This window comes from Massilia sp. CFBP9026, from assembly GCF_034045165.1.
Classification (GTDB): Bacteria; Pseudomonadota; Gammaproteobacteria; order Burkholderiales; family Burkholderiaceae_D; genus Telluria; species Telluria arenae.
In genome coordinates this window covers 24,852-50,544 of record NZ_JAXCWH010000008.1, presented here as the reverse complement: position 1 = coordinate 50,544, position 25,693 = coordinate 24,852, and the positions used below count along the sequence as shown (strand labels likewise).

The 25,693-nt window shown below is 66.1% G+C and carries 17 protein-coding genes and 1 other RNA gene; 12 read left to right on the top strand and 6 right to left on the bottom strand.

Annotated elements, in window-relative coordinates:
• Positions 1-4: 4 nt before the first annotated feature.
• Positions 5-1,585 carry an aspartate:alanine exchanger family transporter gene (locus SOM28_RS19420; protein ID WP_320469118.1) on the top strand — a complete coding sequence of 527 codons (1,581 nt, stop codon included), beginning with the start codon at positions 5-7 and terminating at the stop codon, positions 1,583-1,585.
• On the top strand, positions 1,582-2,430 hold the full coding sequence (locus SOM28_RS19415) for a formate/nitrite transporter family protein (protein WP_320469117.1): 849 nt from the start codon (positions 1,582-1,584) through the stop codon (positions 2,428-2,430). The genes SOM28_RS19420 and SOM28_RS19415 overlap by 4 nt, the downstream gene beginning before the upstream one ends.
• On the opposite strand, the gene SOM28_RS19410 is transcribed toward SOM28_RS19415, so the two are convergent.
• Positions 2,411-5,320: a M16 family metallopeptidase gene (locus SOM28_RS19410; RefSeq protein ID WP_320469116.1), complete on the bottom strand. Its 2,910-nt coding sequence runs from the start codon at positions 5,318-5,320 to the stop codon at positions 2,411-2,413. The genes SOM28_RS19415 and SOM28_RS19410 overlap by 20 nt on opposite strands.
• 84 nt (positions 5,321-5,404) lie before the next feature.
• A complete protein-coding gene (locus tag SOM28_RS19405; protein ID WP_320469115.1) occupies positions 5,405-8,095 on the bottom strand; it encodes a two-component system response regulator in 2,691 nt (896 codons plus the stop codon).
• Positions 8,096-8,424: 329 nt separating this feature from the next.
• On the opposite strand from SOM28_RS19405, the gene ribBA reads away from it, so the two are divergent.
• The 3 genes from ribBA to nusB are packed head-to-tail and all read left to right on the top strand — an operon-like array spanning position 8,425 to position 10,539.
• Complete coding sequence (ribBA, locus tag SOM28_RS19400) at positions 8,425-9,537, top strand: bifunctional 3,4-dihydroxy-2-butanone-4-phosphate synthase/GTP cyclohydrolase II (RefSeq protein ID WP_123068673.1); 1,113 nt, start codon at positions 8,425-8,427, stop codon at positions 9,535-9,537.
• Positions 9,538-9,569: 32 nt separating this feature from the next.
• Positions 9,570-10,049: a 6,7-dimethyl-8-ribityllumazine synthase gene (ribH, locus tag SOM28_RS19395; RefSeq protein WP_005671273.1), complete on the top strand. Its 480-nt coding sequence runs from the start codon at positions 9,570-9,572 to the stop codon at positions 10,047-10,049.
• A 19-nt stretch (positions 10,050-10,068) separates the two neighbouring features.
• A complete protein-coding gene (nusB, locus tag SOM28_RS19390) occupies positions 10,069-10,539 on the top strand; it encodes a transcription antitermination factor NusB (protein ID WP_123068672.1) in 471 nt (156 codons plus the stop codon).
• A gap of 65 nt (positions 10,540-10,604) precedes the next feature.
• Here the strand turns inward: nusB and SOM28_RS19385 are convergent, their stop codons facing one another.
• Entirely contained in the window at positions 10,605-12,332 is a 1,728-nt protein-coding gene (locus SOM28_RS19385; RefSeq protein ID WP_123068671.1) for a hypothetical protein, read from the bottom strand.
• 143 nt (positions 12,333-12,475) lie between these two features.
• Positions 12,476-13,378: a transglycosylase SLT domain-containing protein gene (locus tag SOM28_RS19380; protein ID WP_123068670.1), complete on the bottom strand. Its 903-nt coding sequence runs from the start codon at positions 13,376-13,378 to the stop codon at positions 12,476-12,478.
• Between the two features lie 519 nt (positions 13,379-13,897).
• On the opposite strand from SOM28_RS19380, the gene ubiD reads away from it, so the two are divergent.
• The 6 genes from ubiD (at position 13,898) to SOM28_RS19350 (ending at position 20,394) form a co-directional block, all read left to right on the top strand.
• Positions 13,898-15,382: a 4-hydroxy-3-polyprenylbenzoate decarboxylase gene (gene ubiD, locus SOM28_RS19375; protein ID WP_320469114.1), complete on the top strand. Its 1,485-nt coding sequence runs from the start codon at positions 13,898-13,900 to the stop codon at positions 15,380-15,382.
• Between the two features lie 249 nt (positions 15,383-15,631).
• Positions 15,632-15,730: signal recognition particle sRNA small type (gene ffs, locus SOM28_RS19370), an RNA gene on the top strand.
• 161 nt (positions 15,731-15,891) lie between these two features.
• A complete protein-coding gene (locus SOM28_RS19365; protein WP_320469113.1) occupies positions 15,892-18,039 on the top strand; it encodes a DNA polymerase III subunit gamma/tau in 2,148 nt (715 codons plus the stop codon).
• 49 nt (positions 18,040-18,088) lie between these two features.
• Positions 18,089-18,418 (top strand): YbaB/EbfC family nucleoid-associated protein, encoded by a 330-nt coding sequence (locus SOM28_RS19360; protein WP_123068667.1) that lies wholly within the window; start codon positions 18,089-18,091, stop codon positions 18,416-18,418.
• Positions 18,419-18,466: 48 nt separating this feature from the next.
• On the top strand, positions 18,467-19,057 hold the full coding sequence (gene recR / locus SOM28_RS19355; protein ID WP_123068666.1) for a recombination mediator RecR: 591 nt from the start codon (positions 18,467-18,469) through the stop codon (positions 19,055-19,057).
• Between the two features lie 116 nt (positions 19,058-19,173).
• Positions 19,174-20,394, top strand: coding sequence for a glycosyltransferase (locus SOM28_RS19350; protein ID WP_320469112.1), 1,221 nt, complete (start codon positions 19,174-19,176; stop codon positions 20,392-20,394).
• On the opposite strand, the gene SOM28_RS19345 is transcribed toward SOM28_RS19350, so the two are convergent.
• Positions 20,385-20,702, bottom strand: coding sequence for a hypothetical protein (locus SOM28_RS19345; RefSeq protein ID WP_123068664.1), 318 nt, complete (start codon positions 20,700-20,702; stop codon positions 20,385-20,387). The two genes, SOM28_RS19350 and SOM28_RS19345, sit on opposite strands and share 10 nt — an antisense overlap.
• Before the next feature lie 280 nt (positions 20,703-20,982).
• Between SOM28_RS19345 and SOM28_RS19340 the strand changes: the two genes are divergently transcribed.
• Positions 20,983-23,454: a penicillin acylase family protein gene (locus SOM28_RS19340; protein ID WP_320469111.1), complete on the top strand. Its 2,472-nt coding sequence runs from the start codon at positions 20,983-20,985 to the stop codon at positions 23,452-23,454.
• 93 nt (positions 23,455-23,547) lie between these two features.
• Here the strand turns inward: SOM28_RS19340 and SOM28_RS19335 are convergent, their stop codons facing one another.
• Positions 23,548-25,692 (bottom strand): putative bifunctional diguanylate cyclase/phosphodiesterase, encoded by a 2,145-nt coding sequence (locus SOM28_RS19335; protein ID WP_320469110.1) that lies wholly within the window; start codon positions 25,690-25,692, stop codon positions 23,548-23,550.
• Between the last annotated feature and the right edge of the window lies 1 nt (position 25,693).

Below are 25,693 nucleotides of genomic sequence, written 5' to 3'. Positions count from 1 at the left end.
GACCATGGAATTCATCAAGAACCTGCTCGAGCAGCAGCCGCTGATGGCGCTGTTCTTCGTCATTGCGATCGGCTACCTGGCCGGAGAAATCAATATCAAGGGATTTTCGCTGGGCGCCGGCGCGGTGCTGTTCGTGGCGCTGGCGGTCGGCTGGTTCGCCCCACAGTCGGCGCCATCGCCCATGGTCGGGACCTTGGGCCTGGCGATGTTCCTGTATGCCATCGGTATCCAGTACGGCAAGCAGTTCTTCATCGGCTTGAGCAGCATGAAGGGGCTCAAGGCGAACGTCATGGCGCTCACCGGCGTGCTGCTGGCGGGCGCGGTCAGCGTGCTGTTCATCGGGCTCGTCACGCCGGGTCACGCGCTGGGCCTGTTCGCCGGCGCCGGCACCAGCACCGCGACCCTGCAGGCGGCCATGACCACGCTCGGCAACAACGACGCGGCGGTGGGCTACTCGGTGGCCTATCCGTTCGGCGTGGCCGTCCCGATCCTGATCCTGTACCTGACTTTCCTGATCATGAAGCCGAAGGTCGAGCAGAAAAGCGCCAACCTGGAACTGCTCGAGATCGCGCTGCGCAATCCACAGCACATCGGACGCAAACTGGGTGAGGTGATGACCACGCTGCCGGCCGGCATCCAGATCGTCGCCCTGCGGCACCAGCATCACAATCTGCCGGCCTCGCCCGACATCATCCTGGGCGCCGACGACGTGGTGCTCGCCATCGGCCCGGACCAGGAAACCCTCGACCGCGTGCGCATCGACCTGGGCGAGGCGGCGCCCGGCCGCATCAGCGAGGACCGCAGCGACATCGACTATATCCGCCTGTTCGCCTCGAAGCCGGCGGTGATCGGCCACCGGCTCGGCGAACTGGCGCTGCCGGGCGGCCCGGGCTCGCTGGTGGTGCACGTGCGGCGCGGCGACGCCGACATGCTCCCGGGCCGCGACCTGGTGCTCGAGCCCGGGGACCGGGTCGGGGTGTTTGCCCACCGCGACCAGTTCGCGGCGCTGCGCAAGTATTTCGGCGACTCGATCAAGGCGACGGCCGAATTCAGCTATATCTCGATCGGCCTGGGCATGGCGCTGGGCCTCATCGTCGGCCTGGTCAGCGTTACCATGCCGGGACTGGGCAAGGTCAGCTTCGGCCTGGCCGGGGTGCTGATCGCAGCGCTGGTGCTGGGCAAGCTGCGCCGCACCGGCCCCGTGAACTGGACCATCCCGCTGCCGGCCAACCTGGTCATGCGCAACCTCGGGCTGACCCTGTTCCTGGCCCAGGTCGGCATGTCGGCGGGGCCCAAGTTCGCCGCCACGGTCTCGGCCACCGGCTTCCTGATGCTGGGCCTGGCCACCGTCGCCGTGCTGGCCCTGGTGCTGCCGGTGCTGTTGATGGGGCTGTTCATGTTCAAGATGCCCTACGACGAGGTGGCCGGCATCGTCGCCGGCGCCACCGGCAACCCGGCGATCGTCGCCTATGCCAACAAGCTGGCGCCCACCGACCAGCCCGACGTCGGCTACGCCATGATCTTCCCGGGTATGACGATCGTGAAGATACTGTTTGTTAACCTGATTCCGGCGCTGCTGCCATGAACGAGCGCAGCCGGGCTGCCGACCAAGCGCTGGCGCCGCTGTTCGCCTTCGACGCCTACTCGCCCCAGGAAGTCGCCACCCTCGTCAGGAACAGCGGCGTCAAGAAGGCGGGCCTGCCGCTGCTGCCGCAAGTGATGCTCGCCATCCTGGCCGGCGCCTTCATCGGACTGGGCGCGCTGTATTACGTCCTCGTCCGCTCCGATCCCACCCTCGGCTTCGCGGCCAGGCAGGTGCTGGGCGGCGGCGTGTTCTGCCTCGGGCTCGTCATGGTGGTGATCGCGGGGGCTGAGCTTTTCACTGGCAATAATCTGCTGGTGATGGCCAGGGCGCACGGGCTGATCACGAGCGGCCAGGTGCTGCGCAACTGGACCATCGTCTTGTGCGGGAACCTGGTGGGAGCGGTCGGGCTGGCCGTGCTGGTCTACCTGGCCGGCCAGGCCGCGATGAACGATGGCGCGGTCGGCGACGCCTACCTGGCCATCGCCGCCGGCAAGGCCGGGTTGCCGTTCTGGACCGCGTTTTTCAGGGGCGTGCTGTGCAACGCGCTGGTGTGCCTCGCGGTGTGGATGAGCATGGCGGGGCGCAGCGTGATCGACAAGGTGGTCGTGCTGCTGTTCCCCATCTCCGCCTTCATCGCCGCCGGCTTCGAGCACAGCGTCGCCAACCTGTACTTCTTTGCGATGGCGCTGCTGCTCGAAGGCGGGGCGGATGCGGCGCTGGCGGCGGGCATGGCGCGCAACCTCGCCGCCGTCGTGCTGGGCAATGCGGTCGGCGGCGGCGTGCTGGTCGGGCTGGTGTATTACCTCATCTACGTCAGGGGCCTGGCTAGCGGGAGGCGCCCCTAGCACCCGCGCCCGGTGCGCTGGCCACCTTGGCCGCCGCCTGCGTTTCCGGATTGAGCACCACTTGCACGTAGTTGTTCGTGTCGAAGTAACGGCGCGCCGCCGTCTTGATGTCGTCCGCCGTCAGGGCCTGCACCTGCTTCTCCACCGAGAGGATCGAGGCCGGATCGGTGCCCTCGGTCAGCGCCGATTGCAGGTTCGCCACCCAGTAGCCGTTCTCGCGCAGCGAGCGGCGGTGGTTCTGGATCCAGCCGGTCTTGACCTTGTCCAGTTCCGCCGCGTCCGGGCCGTGTTCCTGCAGGCGCGCGATCTCGGCGAAGGTCGCGGCGATCACCTTGTCCACGTGTTCCGGTCCGGTCGGCAGGCTGATGCCGACCGAGTAGTTCCCGTACGGGATCTTGCTCAGGGTGCCGCTGGCGCCGCCGCCGTAGATCATCGCCATCTTCTCGCGCAGCACCTCGATGATGCGCAGATTGGTCACTTCGATCAGCGCCGACAGGCGCAGTTGCTCGGCGTCGGAGAATTCGGCCGGGCCGGTGAAGTTGAGCGCGATGCTGCTCTTCGGCTCGGAGCCGCTGCGCACCTCGCGCTTGACCACGCCGGTGGCCGGACGCAGGCCGACGTCGCGGAAGGCGACCGGGATGTCGGGCGTCGGCAGGGTGCCGAGATAGGTCGCCAGCAGCGGCCGGATCTTTTGCTCGTCGAAGCTGCCGACCAGGATGAAGGTCAGGTCCTTGGCGCTCGAGAAGCGCTGGCGGAAGATGTCGATGCTGCGGTCCAGGTCGATCTTGGAGAATTCCTCGGCATCGAGCGTGCGCGGTGCGCGCGGGTGGTTGTTGTACAGGGCCGCCACCAGCGCGTCGTTGAAGTAGCGTCCCGGCAGGCCGCTCTGGTTGCGCGCGATCTCGGCCTGCTTGTCGATGTAGGCGTGGAACAGGCCTTCGTCGCGGCGCACGTCGGCGAACTTCAGCCACAAGAGCTGCAGCATGGTCTCGATGTCGGTGGCGCCCGAGGCGCCCGCGATCACGTCGGAATAGCTGCCCAGACCCACGGTCACGCCGGCGGCCTTGCCGGCCAGGATCTTGCGCATGTCGAGCGGACTGAAGTCCTTCACGCCCATGCTGGCCACGATCGCGTTCGAGAAGCGCGCATTGAGGATGTCGCCGTCCGGGAACAGGCTCTGGCCGCCGGGACGGGCCGCGCTCAGCATCACCTGGTCGTTGCGGAAGTCGGTGGGCTTGAGGATCACCTTGACCCCGTTCGACAGGGTCAGGCGGGTCAGGCCCAGCGCCTTGTCGTGCTGCTCGGCGGTGATTTTTCCAGGCTGCGCCGGGCGCTCCATCAGGCGCGTCGCCAGCAGTTTTTCGTCGTGCCGTTCAACGGGCTTACGCGCGGCTTCGCTGACGGCGGCCAGCAACTCTTCACCGGTCGGCGCGTCCGGCTGCTGGTCGCCTTTGCTCACGCCCGTGTACAGCACCAGCTTGCCCGAATCCGCCGGGATCGTGCGTTGCGCGTAATCGTTCATCTCGGCCAGCGAAATGCCCGGCACCAGCTGCTGCACGTAGTGCCACTCGGTGTCGATGCCGGGGATCGCTTCGTCCTGCAGGAAGTTGCGGATGTACTCGGCGGCGTAGGTCGCCGAGTCGCTCTTGGCGCGTTCGTTCCAGGCCTGCTCGTAGGTGCGCACCAGGTTCTTCTTGGCCCGCTCGAGCTCCTGTTCGCCGAAGCCGTGCTGGCGCGCGCGCTCGTTTTCCTGGACCAGGGCCGCGATTGCCGGCAGGGCGCCGCGCGGGCCGATTGCGGCCGACGAGTTATAGGAATGGTAGCGCGGGGTCAGCTTGCCGAGCGAGCTGCTCGCGCCCAGGTAGGGCGCGTCGGGCAGTTGCGCCAGTTCGGCCAGGCGCTGGTTGAGCATGGTCCCGAACAGCGATTGCACCAGTTCGTCCCGGTAGGCGCCGATGGTGCCCAGCTCGCGCACCGGCTGCACCGGGTAGCGGATCAGGACCGCATTGCCGTTGGCTTCCGGGTCGGTGACGACCAGCGCCTCGGTATCGGCGCGCGCCGGAATGGTGGCGTAGTCGCGTGGACGCGGATTGGCCGGGTTCTTCAGGCGCGCGAAATGCTGCTTGACGAGCTTCTCGGCGCGCGCCGGGTCGACGTCGCCGACCACCACCACCGCCATCAGGTCGGGGCGGTACCAGTCGCGGTAGAAGCGTTTGAGGGTCTCTGGCTTGAAATTACGTAGCACGTCCTCGCGGCCGATCGGCAGCCGTTCGGCATACTTCGAGCCGTTGAACAGGCGCGGATAGATCTCCTTGCCCATGCGGTCCGAGGCGCCTTTGCCGAGGCGCAGCTCTTCCAGCACGATGCCGCGCTCTTTCTCGATGGCGTCGGCATCGAAGCGCACGCCATGGGCCCAGTCTTCCAGCACCTGGAAGGCCTTGCTCACGTGTTCCGGCTTGTCGGTCGGGATCGGGAGGATGTAGACGGTTTCGTCGAACGAGGTGTAGGCGTTCAGGTCGGCGCCGAAGCCCACGCCGATCGACTGCAGATAGGACACCAGCTCGTGCTTGCGGAAGTTGGTGGTGCCATTGAAGGCCATGTGCTCGACGAAGTGGGCCAGGCCGCGCTGGTCTTCATCCTCGAGGATCGAACCGGCCTTGACCACCAGGCGCAGTTCGAGCTTGCGTTCCGGGCGCGCATTGCGCTGGATGTAGTAGGTGAGACCGTTGTCCAGTTTCCCGACCTTGACCTGCGGGCCGACCGGGATGGGCGATTCCATCTGCAGCGCCGGCGCCTGGGCCGCCTGCGGCGCGCCATGCGCCAGCGGGGACAGGCCCAGTATCGCGGCCAGCGCCATCAACGGCAGGCCGCGTACGAAGTTGTTGCTCATTCAATGGTTCCCAGAAGACTTGGTTATTGCATTCTACATGGCGCAAGGGCTTGCACGGATGAGCTTAAGGCTGCTCTAAACCTGTCAGAGGATGACCCGTCCTTTCGCCAGCAACTGGGCCATCTCGAAGGCCGGCACCGGCCGCCCGTACAGATAGCCCTGCAGGACGTCACAGCCGAGGGAGCCGAGAAAATCGCGCTGGCCGACCGTTTCAACGCCTTCGGCCACCACCGCCAGCGACAGGCCCTGGGCCAGGGCAATCGTGGCCTGGGCGATGGCGGCGCTACGCTGTTCGGTGGCGATATTGCGCACGAAGGTCTGGTCGATCTTGAGCTTATCGAGCGGGAAGCGCGACAGGTAGCCGAGCGACGAGTAGCCGGTGCCGAAGTCGTCCAGCGACAGCGAGACTCCCATCGCGCGCAGCTCGGCCATCTGGGCCTCGGCCGCAGCGCTGTCGCCCAGCATCACGCTTTCGGTCAGCTCGACCTCGAGCCATTGCGCTTCGAGGCCGCTGTCCTGCAGGGCGGTGCGCACCACCTTGGCCACGCTGCCGGCCTTGAACTGGCTGGCCGAGACGTTGACCGCCACCCGCACCGGCCCGAGGCCGGCGTTTTGCCAGGCCTTGTTCTGGAAACAGGCCTGGCGGATCACCCATTCGCCGATCGGGTGGATCAGGCCCGTGTCCTCGGCCAGCGGGATGAAGTCGGCGGGCGAGACCGACCCGATCTCTTCGCTGCGCCAGCGCAGCAGCGCTTCCATGCCGACCACCTGGCCATCCAGGCGCGAGACCTGCGGCTGGTAGTGCAGTGACAGCTCGTCGCGCTCGATCGCGCGCCGCAGGCGCGTTTCCAGCGCCAGCCAGCGCAGCGCCTCGGCGTTCATCTCGCCCTTGAAGAACCGGAAGCCGTTGCGGCCCGATTCCTTCACCAGGGTCAGCGCGGCGTCGGCCGCTTTCAGCAGGTCGCCCGGGGCGTCGCCGTCGCGCGGGTAGACGCTGATGCCGATGCTGCCAGTGACCACCACGTCGTGCTCGCCGACCAGCAGCGGCTGCGACACGGCTTCCATCAAGCGCTGGGCGCAGTAGATCACGTCGTCGGTGTCGTCGAAGCTGGTCAGCAGCAGCACGAACTCGTCGCCCGACAGGCGCGCCACGGTGTCGGTCGCGCCGGCCACCGCGCCGGCGCGGTGCGCCACCTCGCGCAGCACGGCGTCGCCGGCCGCGTGGCCCAGGCTATCGTTGATGCGCGACAGGCGGTCGACGTTAAACAGCAGCAGCGCCACCTGGGTCGCATCCTTGCGCGCGGCGGCCAGCGCCTGCTGCATGCGGTCGTTGAACAGCGAGCGGTTCGGCAGCAGGGTCAGGGCGTCGTGGTTCGACAAGAAATCCAGCTGGTGGTGGGCCGCCTTGAGCGCCGACAGGTCGGTCGACACCGATACATAGGCGGTAATCCTGCCATGGTCGTCGCGCACCGCGCTCAGGCTGGTGCGCTCGGGGTAGATCTCGCCGTTCTTGCGGCGGTTCCAGACCTCGCCGCGCCACTGGCCTTCTTGCTCCAGGCATTCCCACATCGCGCGGTAGAAGGCCGGATCGTGGCGTCCCGAGCGCAGCATGGCCGGGCTGCGGCCGAGCACCTCGGCTTCGCGGTAGCCCGTGATTTCCTCGAAGGCGGGATTGACGGCGACGATCTTCGTGTCGGCGTCGGTCATCAGGATCGCCTCCTGCGTGCTGTCGAACACCTGGCGCGCCAGTTCCAGCCGATGCTCGCTGTCGCGCAGGGCGGCGTCGGAATCGGCGCGCGCCATCGCCTCGAGCTGCAGCTGGGCGGCGTGGCGCTGCACGACTTCATACAGGTTCAGGTTTTCGTAAGCCACCGCCAGCTGGGCCGCCAGCGCCGTGGCCCAGCGTTCCTCTTCGTCCGAGAAGGGCGCCGCGCCGACCCGGCGCGTGCAATACAGCCAGCCGAGCGGATGCTGCAGGTCGTGCACCTGCAGGCCGAGCAGGTGGCCAACCTCGGGATGGTGCTGGGGCAGGGTGGCCAGCAGGGCGTCGTCGCCGTCCAGGCGCAGCGGGGCGCGGGCGCGCAGCAGCACGCCGGGCAGGTCTCGTTCGTTGAGCGCATAGGACTCGAGCAGGCCGCCTTCGACGCCATGGGTGGCCAGGTGGCGCACCGTGCGCTCGGTGCTGGCCAGCAGGCACAGGGCGACGCAGTCGGCGTTGAGCACGCGCCGCGCGGCGTCCACGAAGGCATCGGCCAGGGCCTCGACGCGGCGCTCGCCCACCAGCATCATGCACATGCGTTCCAGCTCGGACAGGCGCGCGCACAGGTCGAACGGCAGGTCGCGGTCGTGCTCGCGGCCCGAAGGCAGCGCCGGCGCCGGTGCGCCGTGCATCACGCCCAGTTCGGCGGCCACCGCGTCGAGGATGCGCTGCGGCTCGGAAGGCTTGCCCAATACCGTGGTCACGCCGCAGCGCGCCGCCATGGCCATCGTCTCGCGCTCCGAATAGACGGCCGAGAAGAAGATGACGCGGGTCGCGTGCAGGGCAGGATCGGCGCGCAGCTGCTGGACGAATTCGTAGCCGTCCATGGTCGGCATCAGGATGTCGGTGATGATCAGCTCGGGACGCTCGGCGCGCGTGATGGCGAGCGCCCGGGCGCCGTCCTCGGCTTCGAGGATCCGGTGGTCGGTGTAGCCGAGCAGGGCGCCGAGATAGCTGCGGTTGCTCGGGCGGTCGTCGACGATCAGGATCGTGGCCATCAGCAGCGCCCTCCGCATGGGGCGGCGCCTGGATGGCTGACTGGGACGGCTACCGGCATGGCAACTCCGAAAAATGGACAGCACCGCCTGGATGGGTGCGCTAAAGATGTCTTAATAATAATCCAGTTGGATGTGGACACAGTACGATGTTGCACGTGAAAACATCGAGCTTAACAATTTAAAGCCGCAAAATCACTAGTTGTTGCTCAATCGTAACGCCAGTTGACGCGATAGTACGGCTGTGCTGCCAAATTGGGGAGAGGCAGGGGCCGACAATGCGGTTGAAAGCCTGTAAATCCATTAAAATAGCGGATTACGCATAACTCTCCCGTTTCAAGGAATCCCGTATGTCTATTTCTAGCACCGAGGACATCGTTGCCGAACTGCGCGCCGGCCGCATGGTCATCCTGGTCGACGAGGAAGATCGCGAGAACGAAGGCGACCTCGTGCTTGCAGCCGACTTCGTCACGCCCGAGGCGATCAACTTCATGATCCGCCATGCGCGCGGCCTGGTCTGCCTGACCCTGTCCGAAGAGATCTGCGACCGCCTGGCGCTGCCGATGATGACCTCGCGTAACGGCACCTCGTTCGGGACCAATTTCACCGTGTCGATCGAAGCGGCCGAAGGCGTCACCACCGGCATCTCGGCGGCCGACCGCGCGCGCACCATCCAGGTGGCGGTGAACAAGGGCACGACCCCGGACGACCTGGTGCAGCCGGGCCATATCTTCCCGCTGCGCGCCCAGAAGGGCGGCGTCCTGATGCGCGCCGGGCATACCGAAGCGGGTTGCGACCTGACCCATATGGCGGGCCTGACCCCGGCCTCGGTGATCTGCGAGATCATCAAGGAAGACGGCACCATGGCGCGCCTGCCCGACCTGATCGAGTTCGCGAAGGAACACAAGCTCAAGATCGGCACCATCGCCGACCTGATCCACTACCGCAGCCAGAACGAGTGCCTGGTCGAGCGCGTGGCCGAGCGTACGCTGTCGACCGAGGCCGGTGAATTCCAGCTGGTGGCCTTCCGCGACGCGCCGAGCGGCTCGGCCCACCTGGCCCTGGTGCACGGCGAGCTGTCGCCCGAGAAGGAAGCGCTGGTGCGCGTGCACCAGCCGGTGTCGATCCTCGACCTGCTCGAGAACCGCGCCACCACCCACTCGTGGGACATGGCCTCGGCAATGAAGACGATCAAGGCCAGCGATGCCGGTGTGATCGTGCTGCTCAATTGCGGCGAAAACGCAGAGCAATTGTTCGCCCAGCTGGCGCCGCAGGACGGCAAGACCAGCCGCGCCGGCGCACGCGCCGCGTCGATGGACTTGCGCACCTACGGCATCGGGGCCCAGATCCTGCGCGCCCTGGGCGTGGGCAAGATGCAGCTGCTGGCCAATCCGCGCAAGATGCCGTCGATGACCGGTTTCGACCTGGAAGTCACCGGTTACGTGCCGCGTCCGGAAGCCTGAACAATCAACCAATCAACAAGAAGAGGTCAGCCATGACGGTAGGAACTTTTGAAAGCAATCTGCAGGGCGAAGACCTGCGCATCGGTATCGTGCAGGCCCGTTTCAACGCCGATGTGGGCCACGGCCTGCTGTCGTCCTGCCTGGCCGAACTCAAGCGCCTGGGCGTGGCCGACGAAGACATCCTGCACGTGACCGTGCCGGGCGCGCTCGAAGTGCCGCTGGCGCTGCAGCGCATGGCCGTTACCGAGCAGTTCGACGCGCTGATCGCCCTGGGCGCGGTGATCCGCGGTGAGACTTACCACTTCGAGCTGGTGTCGAACGAATCGGGCGCCGGCATCACCCGCATTGGCCTCGACTACGGCATCCCGATCGCCAACGCGATCCTGACCACCGAGACCGACGAGCAGGCCGAAGTCCGCATGGCCGAGAAGGGCGGCGACGCCGCACGCGTCGCGGTCGAAATGGCCAACCTCCTGATGGCGCTGGACGAGCTGGTGCCAGAGGACGAATAACAGTAAAGGCAAGAAAACAATGACTGACAAGAGTACGCACGCCAACCCGAGCAAGAACCGCACGCCGCGCCACCGCGCGCGCGAGTTCGCGCTCCAGGGTCTGTACCAATGGCTGCTGAATAATGAACCGGCACGGGTGGTCTCGACCAATATCCGCGGCGCCCACGGCTTCGACAAGGCCGATAGCGAGTTCTTCTCGGCGCTGCTCAATGGCGCGATCGGCACTTCGGTCGAGCTGCGCGAGTCGATCGCCCCGCTGATCGACCGTTCGATCGCCGAGCTGTCGCCGATCGAGCACGCGGTGCTGCTGCTGGGCGCCTATGAGCTGAAGAACCATCCCGAGATTCCGTATCGTGTCGTGATCAACGAGGCGGTCGAGCTGACCAAGTCGTTCGGCGGTATCGATGGGCACAAGTATGTCAATGGCGTGCTGGATAAATTGGCGTCGCGCCTGCGGCCGGATGAAGTGGCGGCGAACGAGCGTCGTTGATCGTTTTGCTTGCAGCTTGACGAAAAAAGCCACCGTGCGCGAGCCGGTGGCTTTTTTTCAGGCTGCTACGTGCAGGGCCGCGTGATGCAATAGCGGGTGGCGCGCTGCCAGAAGCGCTTGCCGGCGAATTCCAGGTCAAAGCAATAATGAGCATTCAGTCTGCGGTCCATCGCTCTGGTAGTGTCGACCTGGTCGAAACCGGTCGCCTGGAAGTAATGCGCAATGACCTGCTCCGGATCCTCGAGAGGGAGGATGCCCGCGCTGGTGCTGGTATGCGACGTCGCCCGATTCCAGTCGTCTTGTGGCGCAGCCGTATGGTTGATCATTCCTCGACGTAGCAGGTTGCGAAACAGGTTCCATTCATAGATCACGACACCACGGTTGCTGTACGCGCTGAAGTAAGGAAGCGTATGGATGATGATAAAGTGTGCGTTGTCCTGGATTTCCTTGTCGGTCAAGCGGATGCCAGGAAGGGCGCTTCTGACCTTGTCGCATACCGGGTGTTCCGACAAGCGCTTGCGGAGGCCTTCCAGTTGTCCGACGCCATGATCCATCGGTACGTTCTTGGCGCTCCAGGCTCTTAACTCATCTTCCAGGGACGCGGTTCTTCCATCGCGCTTCCATTTTGCCTGGATAAAAAAGATTTTCTTCCGTCGTGGCTCGTACAAGGTAAGGTCGCAATCGTAATTGATGCCGGGCCCGTTGGGCCCCTTCTGCACCGGTCCGCCGACGATGTAATCGTCGGGCGATATATTGTCCTCGATGAAGTTGCGAACGTGTAGCTCGAACCGCTCGCCTAATTGCCTGCTCTGAGTCCCATCGAGTACGACGCGTTTGCAGCAGTTAATTGCATGTGCCAGCGAGGTCTTGCCCAGCGTGATAGCGCCGGACCGATTGCGATAAATCCCCTGATCGGATGCAAGGCGGGTGGCTTGCGATGCAATCACTTCGTCCAATAGGACGCGGTCCAGCGCGAGGTCTTCGACCAGTTCCGGATGCGGCCACAGTTCGGATTCCTCCGCCGAGCGGACCAACTGGAGGAGAGCAATCCAACGGCAAAACTGGTAGGCGCGTGCGATGATCGGGCGAACGGCGGGATCGCGCTGCATCGGGGTACTCAATGAGAAGAAGCAGTCCAGCAGGCGACCTGCCAGCAAATCCAGCTGATCAAGGCTGATCTTGCGGGCAACGCTGGCGACCTGCTTTGATGGCAACTGACGCAGTGTGCTAGCTACAGCGGTCATCTCTCCCAGGAGAGCGGCTTCGGTTTGGTGCTGCATGGTAACCGTCGTCGTCCTGTTGCGCACGCACTCGCGCCCTAACGCTGTCAGGTCGAACCGATAGCTGGAGCCATTCACCCGAAGTTCGAAGGCGCCGGCGAGTGTCAGGAACAACGCCTCATGAAAGGATGCCGCGCGCAGCGTCATGACCGCGTCCTGCATGCTCATTTTGCCCGAGGCGGCGATCTGTTTCTTCGAGCGCAAGCCCTCGTGGGCGTCGCGTACGTACTCGTCTAGTAGAATGACTTGTGCCGTGAGCAGCGGGTCCGCTATTTCCGGTCCAGAGGGATGGGTGGGAAGCGCCGAGAATACGGATTCCACATTGTCCGCCAGCCATGGCAGTCCTTGGCTGGCCCGCGCCGCATGGTCTGCGGCCAGCCTGCGATAAGCGCCTGCAAGTTGTGGAACCCTGGCTTCCACCAGTTGGCAACTCGGCTCCGAGAACGGGAACCGCAAGAAGCCGCCAAGCGTGTCGCGTAATTCCTGTGAAATCTGATCGGCGAAAATCAGCATGGACTGTCCTTTATCAAAGGATGGACCGGATTTGCGACATCGCATGGTTGCGCATCGGACATCGCGCGCCAGCGCTCGCCTGCGATGTCAAACGCAAAAAACCACCGCCTTGGCGGTGGCATCGAAGAACTCTCTTCGTGAGCTTACAGGCCGGCCAGCGGCTCCACGTTCGGCACGTGCGCGCCGACGGTGGAGGCAGTGGTGGTTTCCTGCATCGGCTTGGCTTCAGGCTTGACCGTGTCGGACTCGGTCTGCTTGGCGGTGACGATCGTCGCCGGCAGCGGCGCCGCGCGCGGGGTGCGCACCGGGACGTTCTGGCCTTTCGAGACCTTCTTGAGCAAACGGTATTCGGTCAGCACCTTGTGACCATAGCCCGAGTCGGTGTCGAAGTTGGCTGCGCCGACATAGGTTTTCAGGCCGCCTTCGACCGAGCCGGTACGCTTGACGTAGTCCTTCAGGATCAGGGCGCCGACACGGATGTTGGCGACCGGGTTCAGGGCAGCTTGCGGGCCGCCCACGTCCTCGAACTTGTCGTGGTGGACCTTGGCCATGACCTGCATCAGGCCCTTGGCGCCCATCGCGCTTTCGGCGAACGGGTTCAGGCCCGATTCGATCGCCATCACCGCCAGGATCAGCAGCGGATCGAGTTTCAGCTCGTGCGCCGTCAGGTAAGCAGTCGACACCAGCATATTGGCAGCATCGCCGGCGACGCGGTAACGCTTCGACAGCCAGGTGGTGACGTACTGCTGCTGCTTGCTGTCACCGAGCATTGCGTGCGAATCGCGCAGGTGCGTCGTTTCGACGGCCACTGCTTCGGCCACGGCCTTTGGCGTAGGCGCGACGATTGCCACCGGTTCTACGGCGGCGACGACTGGCTGCGGATGCAGCATTTCAGAAACGCGCTTGGCGAAACTGTCATTGGTGTACAGCAGCGCCAGCATGGCAACTGCGGTCAGACCGAATACGGTCAGGGTAGTGCGGGCGGTTTTCATGAAACCGCTTGCCGTTTTGCTCACGGAAGACCACGTGATTGGCTGGCTGGCCATGGATTGCACGAGCCTTGCGCTCGTGGTTAAACGATGAAACATCGAATTTTCCCCTTGTCGCGGCGAAAAGAATCCCGTCGTGTCGCTGTGAGCGAAACGCAGAATGTGGTTTGCCGTGCATCAGAAAATCGTTTGTCGCCGCGACGCGGCCGACTAACGCCGTCATTGCTTTGCTTCAGCTGGCTGCTAACCCGTAGGGCAGGGACCAGTGGCTCAACAACTGTCTCGGGGGATATGGGCAGACGCCCAAAAAGAAAACACTCCTTAAAATGTCGTGTGGGGCCCCGACCCCGTGAATGCATGAGAACAGCTAAAATTGTGGCAAAAAAAGTAAGGCCGTCTCATCAAGTAGGACGGATTGTAGGGGCGGAGCTTATATCAAGTCAACCCTAGCACGCCTGTCTCTTATTACTTTTGGTTCTGATGACGTGGCCTTCCAAATAGAAATACTTGACGAATCAATCACTTGGCTCCACCCTCTCACTTACGTTCTGCAATCGAAGAAATGCTCAAAACTTGATGAAATATACAGACTTGCGAGATTTTATGGCCCAGCTCGAACGCATGGGCGAGCTCAAACACGTTGACATTCCGGTGTCGACCAACCTCGAAATGACCGAGATCTGCGACCGCACCCTGCGCGCCGAAGGTCCCGCGCTGCTGTTCCGGCAACCGACCGGGCACACGATCCCCGTCCTTGGCAACCTGTTCGGCACCCCGAAGCGGGTGGCGCTGGGCATGGGGGCGCAGGATTTGAGTGAGCTGCGTCAAATCGGCCACGTGCTGGCGCGCCTGAAGGAGCCCGAGCCGCCCAAGGGTTTCAAGGACATCATGGGCATGGGCTCGCTCGTCAAGGCGGTATGGGATATGGCGCCGAAAGAAGTAAAAGGCGCTGCCTGCCAGGAAATCGTCTGGGAGGGCCAGGACGTCGACCTCGGCCGCCTGCCGATCCAGCACTGCTGGCCGGGCGACGTGGCGCCCCTGATCACCTGGGGCCTGGTGATCACCAAGGGTCCGAACAAGAAACGCCAGAACCTGGGCATTTACCGCCAGCAGGTGCTGGGCCCCAATAAAGTGATCATGCGCTGGCTGGCCCACCGCGGCGGCGCGCTCGATTTCCGCGAACACGCGCTGGTCAATCCGGGCAAGCCCTATCCGATCGCGGTGGCGCTGGGCGCCGACCCGGCCACCATCCTGGGCGCCGTGACGCCGGTGCCGGACACGCTGTCCGAATACCAGTTCGCCGGCCTGCTGCGCGGCAGCCGCACCTCGCTCACCAAGGCGATCGGCAGCGAGCTGATGGTGCCGGCTTCAGCCGAAATCGTGCTCGAAGGGCATATCTACCCGGACGAGAACCACCCGTCCGGCTTCGAGCATGCGCTCGAGGGGCCGTATGGCGACCACACCGGCTACTATAATGAACAGGACAGTTTTCCGGTGTTCACGATCGACCGCATCACGATGCGGCGCGATCCGATCTATCACTCGACCTATACCGGCAAGCCGCCGGACGAGCCGGCCGTGCTGGGCGTGGCGCTGAACGAAGTCTTCATCCCGCTGCTGCAGAAGCAGTTCACCGAAATCACCGATTTCTACCTGCCGCCGGAAGGCTGCAGCTACCGCATGGCGGTGGTGCAGATGAAGAAGCAGTACGCGGGCCATGCCAAGCGGGTGATGTTCGGTGTATGGAGTTTCCTGCGCCAGTTCATGTACACCAAATTCATCGTCGTGGTCGACGAGGACGTCAATGTGCGCGACTGGAAAGAGGTGATCTGGGCCATCACGACCCGCGTCGATCCAACCCGCGACACGGTCATGGTCGACAGCACCCCGATCGACTACCTCGACTTCGCGTCGCCGATCAGCGGGCTGGGCAGCAAGATGGGGATCGACGCCACTAATAAATGGCCGGGTGAAACCAATCGCGAGTGGGGCACGCCGATCGTGATGGCGCCGGAGGTCAAGAAGAGGGTGGATGAGATCTGGGGGCAGCTGGGGATTTGAGGCTGGCGCATCTGCTCGTTCCGTTTCCAGTATCAGCTAGCCCCGGCACGTCGTTCCCGCGCAGGCGGGAACCTAAGTTTTCGTGCGTAGCCGATAGCGTTTGAGTTGGCAGCTGCGCGTAGAGCTTAGGTTCCCGCCTGCGCGGGAACGACGGGCTGAGGCTAACAAAGAATTTGCCTTCTGCGGTTTGTCCCAAGCCATGACAGGGCGATTTCCCCAAACGCCATCCGCTAAGGTATAATGTGCGCTGGCGGGCCCCTGCGCATTGTGGCATGGTTTACCTGGTCAGGTCGGGAACGAAGCAGCCAAAGCCGTTCACCGCAAGTGCCGCAGATCAGGCTCGCCTCTTATCTCTTTTCAGTAGTACCTTCTCGGCAGTACCTCCCCCTATTTTTTCTCAGGCAGCCTACGGCGCCCGCACGTCCGTCTCTCGCATTTTTCATGCCAGTTGCACAAGAGCCCGACCGTTGAATGTTCGCGACGACCGCCATCTGCGGTAAAATCGTGGCATGTCCTATCAAGTCCTCGCCCGCAAATACCGTCCCAAGAACTTCGACACGCTGGTTGGCCAGGAGCACGTCGTCCGTGCGCTGACCCATGCCTTGCGCACGGAGCGGCTGCACCATGCCTATCTGTTCACGGGCACGCGCGGGGTCGGCAAGACCACCCTGTCGCGCATCCTGGCCAAGTCGCTCAATTGCACCGGGCCGGATGGGCAGGGCGGCATCACCGCCGAGCCGTGCGGACAGTGCGAGGCTTGCCGCGCGATCGACGCCGGCCGCTTTGTCGACTACATCGAGATGGATGCGGCGTCCAACCGCGGCGTGGACGAGATGGCCCAGTTGCTGGAGCAGGCGGTCTACGCGCCGAGCAATGCGCGCTTCAAGGTCTATATGATCGACGAGGTGCACATGCTCACCAACCACGCGTTCAATTCGATGCTCAAGACGCTCGAGGAACCGCCGCCGCACGTCAAGTTCATCCTGGCCACCACCGATCCGCAAAAGATTCCCGTGACGGTGCTGTCGCGCTGCCTCCAGTTCAATCTCAAGCAAATGCCGCCGGGCCATATCGTCGGCCATCTCGAGAACATCCTGGGCCAGGAAGGCGTGAGCTTCGAACAGCCGGCGCTGCGCCTCTTGGCGCAAGGCGCGCACGGCTCGATGCGCGACGCGCTGTCCCTTACCGACCAGGCGATCGCCTATGCGGCCGGCCAGGTCACGCTCGATGCGGTGCAGGGCATGCTCGGCGCGCTCGACCAATCCTACCTGGTGCGCCTGCTCGATGCCCTGGCGGCGCAGGACGGCGCCGACCTGATGGCGGTGGCCGACGAGATGGCCAGCCGCAGCCTGTCGTACAACGGCGCGCTGCAAGACCTCGGCACCTTGCTGCACCGGATCGCGCTGGCGCAGTCGGTGCCCGGCGCCGTGCCGCAAGACCTGCCCGAGCTGGCCGACATCATGCGCCTGGCCGGCTCGTTCGAGCCGCAGGAAGTGCAGCTGTACTACCAGATCGCCGTGCACGGCCGCAACGAGATCGGCCTGGCGCCGGACGAATATGCGGGCTTCACCATGACCCTGCTGCGCATGCTGGCCTTTCGCCCCGGACAGGGTGGAGCGGAAGCATCTGCAGCGCCGCCCGCCGCCGCTCCGGTAGGCGCGTCGCCTGCGCGTGCGGCGGCCGCTGCCGCGGCCAGCCATGCGGCGGTGACGCCACGTTCGGCCCCACCATCGGCCGCACCGCCCGCACCGCCCGCACCAGCACCTGCGGCGCCTGCGCAGCCCAGTGCGCCGACCGCCGCAGCAGCCCCCGGCGCGCCGGCGATGACGTCGGCGCGGGCCGCGATCAATGCGGCGCTGGAGGCAGCGCGCGCCGCCTCGGGCATCCGCACCCCACCCAAGCGTCCAGGGGCCGAACCGGTCGCGCCGGCGGCGCCACCGCCTGCGGTGCCGCCGCCAGCCGCGCCCGGACCGGCGGCAGCGATGTCGTCTCCTGGCGTCGGCATGCAGGCGCGCGCCGCTGCCGCGCCGCCGCCATGGGAGGGCGGCCAGCCGCAGGCCATGGCCCAGCCGCAGCCGGCCATGCAGGCCCGCCAGCAGCCGCAGTCACAGCAGCCGCAGCAGGAAGACGACGTGCCGTCCTGGGTCACCGATTTTTCCGATGACACCGCCGTCGCCGCCGAAGCGCCGGCCGTGGTCGCACCCGCGCCCCAGGTGCGGGCACCGGCCGCGCCGCCGCATGCCTATGTCGTCACGCCCGTGCCAGAGATCAATTGGGACGGCAACTGGCCGGCGCTGGCCGGCAGCCTGCCGCTGCGCGGCGTGGCCCAGCAGCTGGCGCTGCAGACCGAACTGGTCGCCTGCGTCGTGCACGACCGCTCGGCCACCTTCAATCTGCGCGTGCCGGTCGATACGCTGCGCGCCAGCGGCAATAGCGAGAAGCTGGCGGCTGCGCTGCAAGAACATTTCCCCGACTTCCGCGTGAATGTGGAGTCCGAGATCGGCCCGGTGTGGTATACAGCCGGGGCCGAACAGAAAGCGGCGCGCGAAGAGCGCCAGCGCCTGGCCGAGTCCATCGTTGCCGCCGATCCTTTCGTGCAGGAGCTCGAGCGACGCTTCGACGCGTTCGTCGTGCCCGGCTCGGTCAAGGTCGCCTGAGCACGTCGCTGCCGATCAATCACCCATCCGACTTTTGGAGAAACCCACCATGATGAAAAACCAGCTCGCAGGCTTGATGAAACAGGCGCAAGCCATGCAGGACAATATGAAGAAGGCGCAGGAGCAGCTGGCCCTGGTCGAAGTCGAAGGCCAGTCGGGCGCCGGCCTGGTGAAGGTCGTCATGACCTGCAAGAACGACGTCAAGCGCGTCACCATCGACCCGTCGCTGCTGGGCGACGACCGCGACATGCTGGAAGACCTGGTCGCGGCCGCGTTCAACGACGCCGTGCGCAAGGCCGAGGCGACCGCTGCCGAGAAGATGAGCGGCCTGACCGCCGGCATGCCGGGCCTGCCGCCTGGCTTCAAGATGCCTTTCTGATCCATTGAAAGCAGTCCCGGCCGGCGCCTTGCCGGCGGGACGCCCCACATGTCGACCTCGCTCGAATTTCTCATCGAATCGCTGCGCCGCTTGCCGGGCGTGGGCCCCAAGTCGGCCCAGCGCATGGCATTCCACCTGCTGCAGCACGACCGCGAGGGCGCCGCACAACTGTCGCGCGCGCTCTACCAGGCGGTCGACACGGTGCATCACTGCGCCAAGTGCAATACCTTCTCCGACATTGAAATTTGCGAGCTGTGCGCCGACCCGGAGCGCGACCACACCCTGCTGTGCGTGGTCGAGACTCCGGCCGACCAGATCATGATCGAGCAGACGCTCACCTGGCGCGGCCTGTACTTCGTGTTGATGGGCCGGCTGTCGCCGCTGGACGGCATCGGCCCGCGCGACCTCGCCCTGGACAAGCTCGTCAACCGCGCCACCGATGGCCTCGTCGGCGAAGTGGTGCTGGCGACCAATTTCACCAACGAGGGCGAAGCCACCGCCCACTACATCAGCGAAATGCTCAAGGCGCGCGGCCTGAAGGTCAGCCGCCTGGCGCGCGGTGTGCCGGTGGGGGGAGAGCTCGAGTACGTCGACGCCGGCACGATCGCGCGCGCCATGCTCGACCGTCGCAGCGCGTGATGTCCGCCGTCTCTTTCCGCTAAGCCCGGTCGATCCGGACCACCGGCGCACGCCCTGCGTGCGCGCAAGCCTGCTTGCCGGGCCGCTGCTATCGTGGATTTTTCTGCGAGCCGGCCATGCATCTCGTCGATCTCACGATGTTCTATGCCGCCGAGGGTGGTGGCGTCAGCACCTACCTGAACGCCAAGTCGGCGTGGCTGGCGCGCCAGGGCCGTGCGCGGCACACGATCCTGAGTCCGAACCGCGATGTTGCGCGCGATGTGGGGCCAGACACCGCGCGCGCCACGCGCGCCGGGTCGGCATGCTTGCGCGTCCCCAGCCTGGCCTTGCCCGGCTTCCACGGCTACCGCATGCCGCTGTCGGTGGCCGCCATCGCCCGCCGCCTGCGCCGCCTGCGGCCCGACCTGGTCGAAGTGGGCGACGCCGGCCATTGCGCCTGGGCCGCGCTGCGCGCGCGCGACCGGCTTCACATCCCGGTCGTGGCCTTCTACCATTCCGATCTGCCGCGCCTGGTCGAGAACCGTTTCGGAGCTCACGCCGCCCAGCTCACCCGGCGCTACCTGGCGCAGCTGTACGGCCAGTTCGACCTGGTGCTGGCGCCGAGCCGGCTGATGGTCGCGCAACTCCATGCGATGGGGGTGCGGGGCGCGCTGCACCAGCCGCTCGGCATCGATTGCACCATCTTCCATCCCGACCGGCGCGACGCCGCCGTGCGCGCCGAACTGGACGTGGCGCCCGGGACATGCCTGCTGGTATATGCCGGACGCTTCACGGCCGACAAGAAACTGGACGTGCTGCTGGCGGCGATGGGCCGGCTCGGCCCAGGCTTCCACTTGCTGATGGTCGGGCCCGACGAGACGGCATTCGATCTCCCGAAGGGCGCCCGGATCAGCCGCCTGCCGTTCCAGCGCGACCAGCGCGCGTTGGCGCGCCTGCTGGCCAGCTGCGATTTGCTGGTGCACCCGGGCGATTGCGAAACTTTTGGCTTGATCGTGCTCGAGGCCATGGGCTGCGGCCTGCCAGTGGTGGCAGCGGGCGCAGGGGGCCTGGCCGAACTGGTCGACGACGATACGGGCGTGCTGGCGCGGCCCAATTGCCCCAACAGCCTGGCCGAGGCGATCAGGCATGCGTCCGCCAGCGACCTGGCGGCGCTTGGCGCCAATGCGCGGCGCAAGGTCGAATCGTCGTTCGCCTGGGAGGCGGTGTTTGACGGGTTACTGATGCACTACTGCAAGCTGCTGCCGAAGGATGTAGCGGGCTGCGTAAAGCCGGGCTGCGCGACCCCGGGCCGCGCGCTCGACGAGCAATCCTATGCCGGGGCCGGCTCTTACCAGTAAGGGCCCCAGTAGCCGCCGCGATAGCGTGGCCCCCAGGCGCCATATGCCCCGGCGCCATTGCCCATGCGCTGCAATTCCTCGCGCGTGCCCAGGTGCAGCACGCATTCGCGCCAGGGATCGGTGTTCGCGCCATAGCCGAGCTGGGTGCATGCCGGGCCATAGATATTCATGAGTTCCGCCATCTCGGCCTGTGCACGCGCCGATTTTTCTTGCGGCGTGGAACAGGCCGCGGCCAGCAGGGCCAGGCCGATGACGGCGGACGTGCGCACGATGGCTGGCATTCTTGCGCCCTTGGTGACGTTTTGCATGACAGTTCCTCCCGCCGCATCGCGCGGCATGATTCCAGAATAGCATCGTCGGCACACACCGCGTGTGCGATGGCCAACGAATAGTGAGATTTCTTCACATCCCTCATTATCGGATATGGGGACGGATGTGTCCGCCTTCAACGACATCGGTAGCTACGGCGCCGCGGGTGTAATGGATCCACCCGTAATACGACGTGCGACGGGGTATTTTCTCGCGCCGTACCGCATCGGGCGTGGATTTTCTGGCAAGATACGCCCCCAAAACAAGGAGACGCGACGTATGGACAAACCCTTGGGCAAGTCCCGATGGAAGACCTGGACCCTGCGCGGGGCCGGGGCGCTGCTGGCGCTCGTGCTGCTGGCCGCCCTGGCCATCTGGATATTCCTGCGCGCCAGCCTGGCCCAGCTCGATGGTGAGCGCCGGGTGGCCGGCCTGGCGGGGGAAGTCAGGGTCGAGCGCGACGCCGGTGGGGTGCCCCTGATCAGCGGCGCCAGCCGGCTCGACGTCGCCTATGCGACCGGCTTCGTACATGGACAGGAGCGTTTCTTCCAGATGGATTTGCTGCGCCGCACGGCGGCCGGCGAGCTGGCCGAGCTGTTCGGCGCGGCGGCGCTGCCCGCCGACCGCACGCACAGATTGCACCGCTTCCGCGCCCGCGCGCTGGACACGCTGGCGCGCCTGCCGGCGCCGGAACGCGAGATGCTGGAACGCTACGCGCAAGGCGTCAACGAGGGCTTGGGCGCGCTCGGCGCGCGGCCCTTCGAATACGCGCTGACCGGCATGGCGCCGCGGCCGTGGACGGCGCCCGATTCGCTGCTGGTGGTGTGGGCCATGTACATCGACCTGCAAGGCGCCCAGGAGGCGCGCGAACTGGCGCGCGGCTGGCTGCGCGCGCACAGCGACGAAGCGCAGCTGGCTTTCCTGCTGCCCGAATCGACCGCTTTCGATGCGACGCTCGACCAGGGCGAGGCGAAGGCGCAAAGCCCGTTGCCGCCGCAGGCGCCGGCCTGGTGGGGCGCCGCGCCGGAAGCGCCGGGCGCACCGGTCAAGCTGGCCGGCCTGGACGTCACCGATTCGGTCGGCAGCAACAACTATGCGCTGGCCGGGACCCGCAGCAGCACCGGCGCGGCCATCGTGGCCGACGACATGCATCTGGGCCTGCGGCTGCCGAATATCTGGTACCGCCTCGCGCTGCGTTTTCCCGACCCAGGCGCGCCCGGCGGCCAGCGCCGCCTGGGCGGCGTCAGCCTGCCCGGCGCGCCGCCGTCCGTCATCGTCGGCAGCAATGGCCAGGTGGCCTGGGCCTTTACCAACAGCTATGCCGATTCGCTCGACCTGGTCGAACTGCGGCTCGACCCGGCCCGTCCAGGGCAGGTCGGCCTGCCGGGCGGCTGGGAGACGCCGCGCGAGCACGTCGAGGCGATCGCCGTGAAAGGCGCCTCAGTCGAGCGCATGGTCGTGCGCGAGACCTCGCTCGGCCCGATCCGCGAGGTGGCGGGGCGCAGCTATGCGCTGCACTGGATCGCCCACGATCCGGCCGCGCTCAATATGAATCACCTGAAGCTCGAGACGGTGTCCAACGTCGAAGAAGCGCTGGCCGCCGCCGCGAGCAACGGCATCCCGGCCCAGAACTTCGTCGCCGGCGACGTACAGGGAAATATCGGCTGGACCATCGCCGGCCTGCTGCCGCGCCGCGCCGCGGACGGCCAGGCGGCCGGCCTTGCCGCCGGAATTACAGCTGGAATTACAGCTGGATTCCCGCTCGCCGCCGGCAGCGGAGCGCAAACCTGGAGCGAGGCGCTGCCCTACGCCGAGTATCCGCGCATCCTGAATCCCGCCGATGGCCAGATCACGACCGCCAACAGCCGCCAGCTGGCCGGCGCCGGATATGCGCTGCTGGGCGACGGCGGCTACGACCTGGGCCAGCGCAACCGCCAGCTGCATGAAGGCTTGCAGGCCATGGGCGACAAGGTCGACGTGCGCCGCGCCTTCGACGGCGCGCTGGACGACCGCGCGATCCTGGTCGGCCAGTGGCGCCAGCGCGCCCTGGCCGCGCTCGACGCGCAGGCGCTGGCCGGCCACCCGCAGCGCGCCGAGTTCCGGCGCCTGCTCGAGACCAGCTGGAGCGGGCGCGCCAGCGTGGAGTCGATCGGCTATCGCTTGGCGCGCGACTTCATGTGGGCCGTGCACGACCTGCTGTACGGCGGCGTCAATGCAGCGCTGAAGGAGATCGATCCGAAGGCCAGCGCCGCCGCGGCCAGCGCGCGCTGGCCGGCGGTGGCGGCGCGCCTGCTGGACGAGCGGCCGCCCGGCTGGCTGCCGGCAGGCCACGCCTCGTGGCGCGAGCTGGAGCTGGCGGCGGTGGACCGCGCCATCGCGGCCCTGGTCGACGCCGGCACGCCGTTGGCCGAGGCCACCTGGGGCCGGCGCAACACCGCCGACATCGCGCATCCGATCAGCATGGCCGTGCCCGCGCTGCGCCCCTGGCTCGCCGCGCCGAGCCAGCCGCTGGTGGGCGACGCCCACATGCCGCGCGTGGCCGGACCGAAGTTCGGCCAGTCGGAGCGGCTGACCGTGTCGCCGGGGCGCGAAGAAGAGGGTTTGTACAATATGCCGGGCGGGCAGAGCGGCCACCCCTTGTCGCCGTTCTTCCTGCTGGACCACGCGGCCTGGGTCGAGGGCAAGCCGGCGCCGTTGTTGCCGGGGGCGGTGAATCATACGCTGCGGTTTGTGCCCCAACCCGTGCCGTAGGGTGGGCGGCTACGCCGCCCACGCGTTCAAATCACCTATGCGTCGTAGCAAAGCTCAATATGGTTGAACGCGTGGATGGCGAAGCCATCCACCCTACTTCGCCGGCAAGGCCTGCTGCGCATGCTGCAGCATCTCGGTGATCTTCTCGGCGCTGGAGGGATGGCCGAGGTAGTAGCCTTGCACCATGTCGCAGCCCAGCTCCTCGAGCAGCAGCAGCTGCTCGCCGGTCTCGACGCCCTCGGCCACCACCACCATCTTGAGGCCGTGGGCCATGGCGATGATGGCGCGCGTGATGGCCGCGTTTTCCGAATCCTGGGGCAGGCCGGCGATGAAGCTGCGGTCGATCTTGAGGGCCCGTACGTCGAAGCGCTTCAGGTAGTTCATCGATGAGTACCCCGTGCCGAAGTCGTCGATCGACAGATGCACGCCGATGCCGCGCAACTGCTCGAGCGTGACCAGCGTGGCGCGCGCATCGTCCATCAGGGTGCCTTCGGTCAGCTCCAGTTCCAGCAGGCGCGGTTCGAGCCCGGTCTCGGTCAGGGCCGACAGCACGATCTGCGACAGGTTCTCGTCCTTGAACTGCTTGGCCGACAGGTTCACGGCGATGCGCAGCAGGCGCCGCGTCAGGCGCTGCCAGGCGCGCGCCTGGCGGCAGGCGGTGCGCAGCACCCATTCGCCGATCGGGACGATCAGGCCGGTCTCCTCGGCCAGCGGGATGAATTCGGTCGGCGGCACCAGCCCGCGCTCGGGATGGCGCCAGCGCACCAGCGCCTCGACGCCCACGATTTCGGATGTGCGCACGTCGCGCTGCGGCTGGTAGACTAGGTACAGCTCGTCGTTCTGCAGCGCACGCCGCAGGCCCACCTCGAGCTTCACGTGGCTCATGATCTGCATCGTCAGCGAAGAGCTGTACAGCTTGGCGTTGTTCTTGCCGCAGTTCTTGGCATGATACATCGCGGTGTCGGCGAACTTGAGCAGTGATCCACAATCGTCGCCGTCCTCGGGGAATAGCGAGATGCCGATGCTGGCGGTGACGAAGATCTCGTTGCCCTCGATCAGGAAGGGCCGCCGCATCGCTTCCTTGACGCGGGTGGCCACGTTCAGCGCATGCTCGACCCGTTCCAGGTCGGGAATCAGGATGGTGAACTCGTCGCCGCCCAGGCGCGCCAGGCTGGCGGCATCGCGCTCTGCGCCTTCGCCGCGCGAGACCAGGTCGCTGGGACGGGTGGTCTCGCGCAGCCGCTCCGACACCATCTTGAGCAGCTGGTCGCCGGCGTTGTGGCCCAGCGTGTCGTTGATGCGTTTGAAGGCGTCGAGATCCATGAACAGCACCGCGAACTTCTTGTTGCCCATCTTGGCGCGCTGCAGCTCGCGCTCCAGCGTCTCAAGAAAGGCTTGCCGGTTGGGGATGCCGGTCAGGCCGTCGCAATAGGCCAGGCGCCGGATCTGCTCCTCGGCGCGCTTGCGTTCGCTGATGTCGCGCACCAGTCCCAGCACCTCGGACGGACTGGTGGCCACCAGCCGCGCCTCGAAGTGCAGCACGTCGCCGCATTCGATCAGCTCGTACTCGACCGAGCGCACCTGCTGGCTGGCGAGCACGGTCTTCACCTGCTCCAGCATGCGCGCCGCGATCTCGGGCGGCAGCGTGTCGGACAGGTGCTTGCCGATGAAGCGCGCGCTGGGCGGGAGAGTGCTGGCCGCGCGTCCGGGACACGGCTGGCGCTCCTGGCCTGGCTCGTAGTCGAGATAGAAGCCGTCACCGTTCAGGCGAAAGAAGGTGTCGGGGATGGCTTCGAGCACGGCGCGGTTCTGGGCGTCGGCGATGCGCAGGCGGGCGATGGCGTCGCTGGCGCGCAGCACGTACAGCACGCGGTGGCCGAGGATCGGCCAGTTGATCGGCTTGGAGACGAAGTCGGTGGCGCCGACCTCGTAGGCCTGGGTCACGGCCTCGACGTCGTCGCTGCCGGTGACCATGACGATCGGGACGCAGGCGCCATCCTTCTCGGCCGCGCGGATCGTGCGGCAGGCCGTGAAGCCGTCCATGCGCGGCATGTCGACGTCCATCAGGATCAGGTCGGGCATGCGCGCGCGCGCCAGCTCGACCGCTTCCAGGCCGTCGCCGGCCTCGATGCCTTCCATCCCGACCTGGGCCAGCATCTCGAGCATCAGGAGGCGCATGACGGGATCGTCGTCGGCGACGAGCACCGTCCCGCGCTGGTTGGAGGCAAAGGCTGGCATG

What these genes read in the sequence shown, in the direction of transcription:
- ribH (WP_005671273.1), top strand. Translation starts at nt 9,570, where the DNA reads ATGACGGTAGGAACTTTTGAAAGCAATCTGCAGGGCGAAGACCTGCGC.
- SOM28_RS19350 (WP_320469112.1), top strand. Translation starts at nt 19,174, where the DNA reads ATGCATCTCGTCGATCTCACGATGTTCTATGCCGCCGAGGGTGGTGGC.
- recR (WP_123068666.1), top strand. Translation starts at nt 18,467, where the DNA reads ATGTCGACCTCGCTCGAATTTCTCATCGAATCGCTGCGCCGCTTGCCG.
- nusB (WP_123068672.1), top strand. Translation starts at nt 10,069, where the DNA reads ATGACTGACAAGAGTACGCACGCCAACCCGAGCAAGAACCGCACGCCG.
- ubiD (WP_320469114.1), top strand. Translation starts at nt 13,898, where the DNA reads ATGAAATATACAGACTTGCGAGATTTTATGGCCCAGCTCGAACGCATG.
- ribBA (WP_123068673.1), top strand. Translation starts at nt 8,425, where the DNA reads ATGTCTATTTCTAGCACCGAGGACATCGTTGCCGAACTGCGCGCCGGC.
- SOM28_RS19415 (WP_320469117.1), top strand. Translation starts at nt 1,582, where the DNA reads ATGAACGAGCGCAGCCGGGCTGCCGACCAAGCGCTGGCGCCGCTGTTC.
- SOM28_RS19380 (WP_123068670.1), bottom strand. Translation starts at nt 13,378, where the DNA reads ATGGCCAGCCAGCCAATCACGTGGTCTTCCGTGAGCAAAACGGCAAGC.
- SOM28_RS19405 (WP_320469115.1), bottom strand. Translation starts at nt 8,095, where the DNA reads ATGCGGAGGGCGCTGCTGATGGCCACGATCCTGATCGTCGACGACCGC.
- SOM28_RS19335 (WP_320469110.1), bottom strand. Translation starts at nt 25,692, where the DNA reads ATGCCAGCCTTTGCCTCCAACCAGCGCGGGACGGTGCTCGTCGCCGAC.
- SOM28_RS19340 (WP_320469111.1), top strand. Translation starts at nt 20,983, where the DNA reads ATGGACAAACCCTTGGGCAAGTCCCGATGGAAGACCTGGACCCTGCGC.
- SOM28_RS19365 (WP_320469113.1), top strand. Translation starts at nt 15,892, where the DNA reads ATGTCCTATCAAGTCCTCGCCCGCAAATACCGTCCCAAGAACTTCGAC.
- SOM28_RS19360 (WP_123068667.1), top strand. Translation starts at nt 18,089, where the DNA reads ATGATGAAAAACCAGCTCGCAGGCTTGATGAAACAGGCGCAAGCCATG.
- SOM28_RS19410 (WP_320469116.1), bottom strand. Translation starts at nt 5,320, where the DNA reads ATGAGCAACAACTTCGTACGCGGCCTGCCGTTGATGGCGCTGGCCGCG.
- SOM28_RS19385 (WP_123068671.1), bottom strand. Translation starts at nt 12,332, where the DNA reads ATGCTGATTTTCGCCGATCAGATTTCACAGGAATTACGCGACACGCTT.
- SOM28_RS19420 (WP_320469118.1), top strand. Translation starts at nt 5, where the DNA reads ATGGAATTCATCAAGAACCTGCTCGAGCAGCAGCCGCTGATGGCGCTG.
- SOM28_RS19345 (WP_123068664.1), bottom strand. Translation starts at nt 20,702, where the DNA reads ATGCAAAACGTCACCAAGGGCGCAAGAATGCCAGCCATCGTGCGCACG.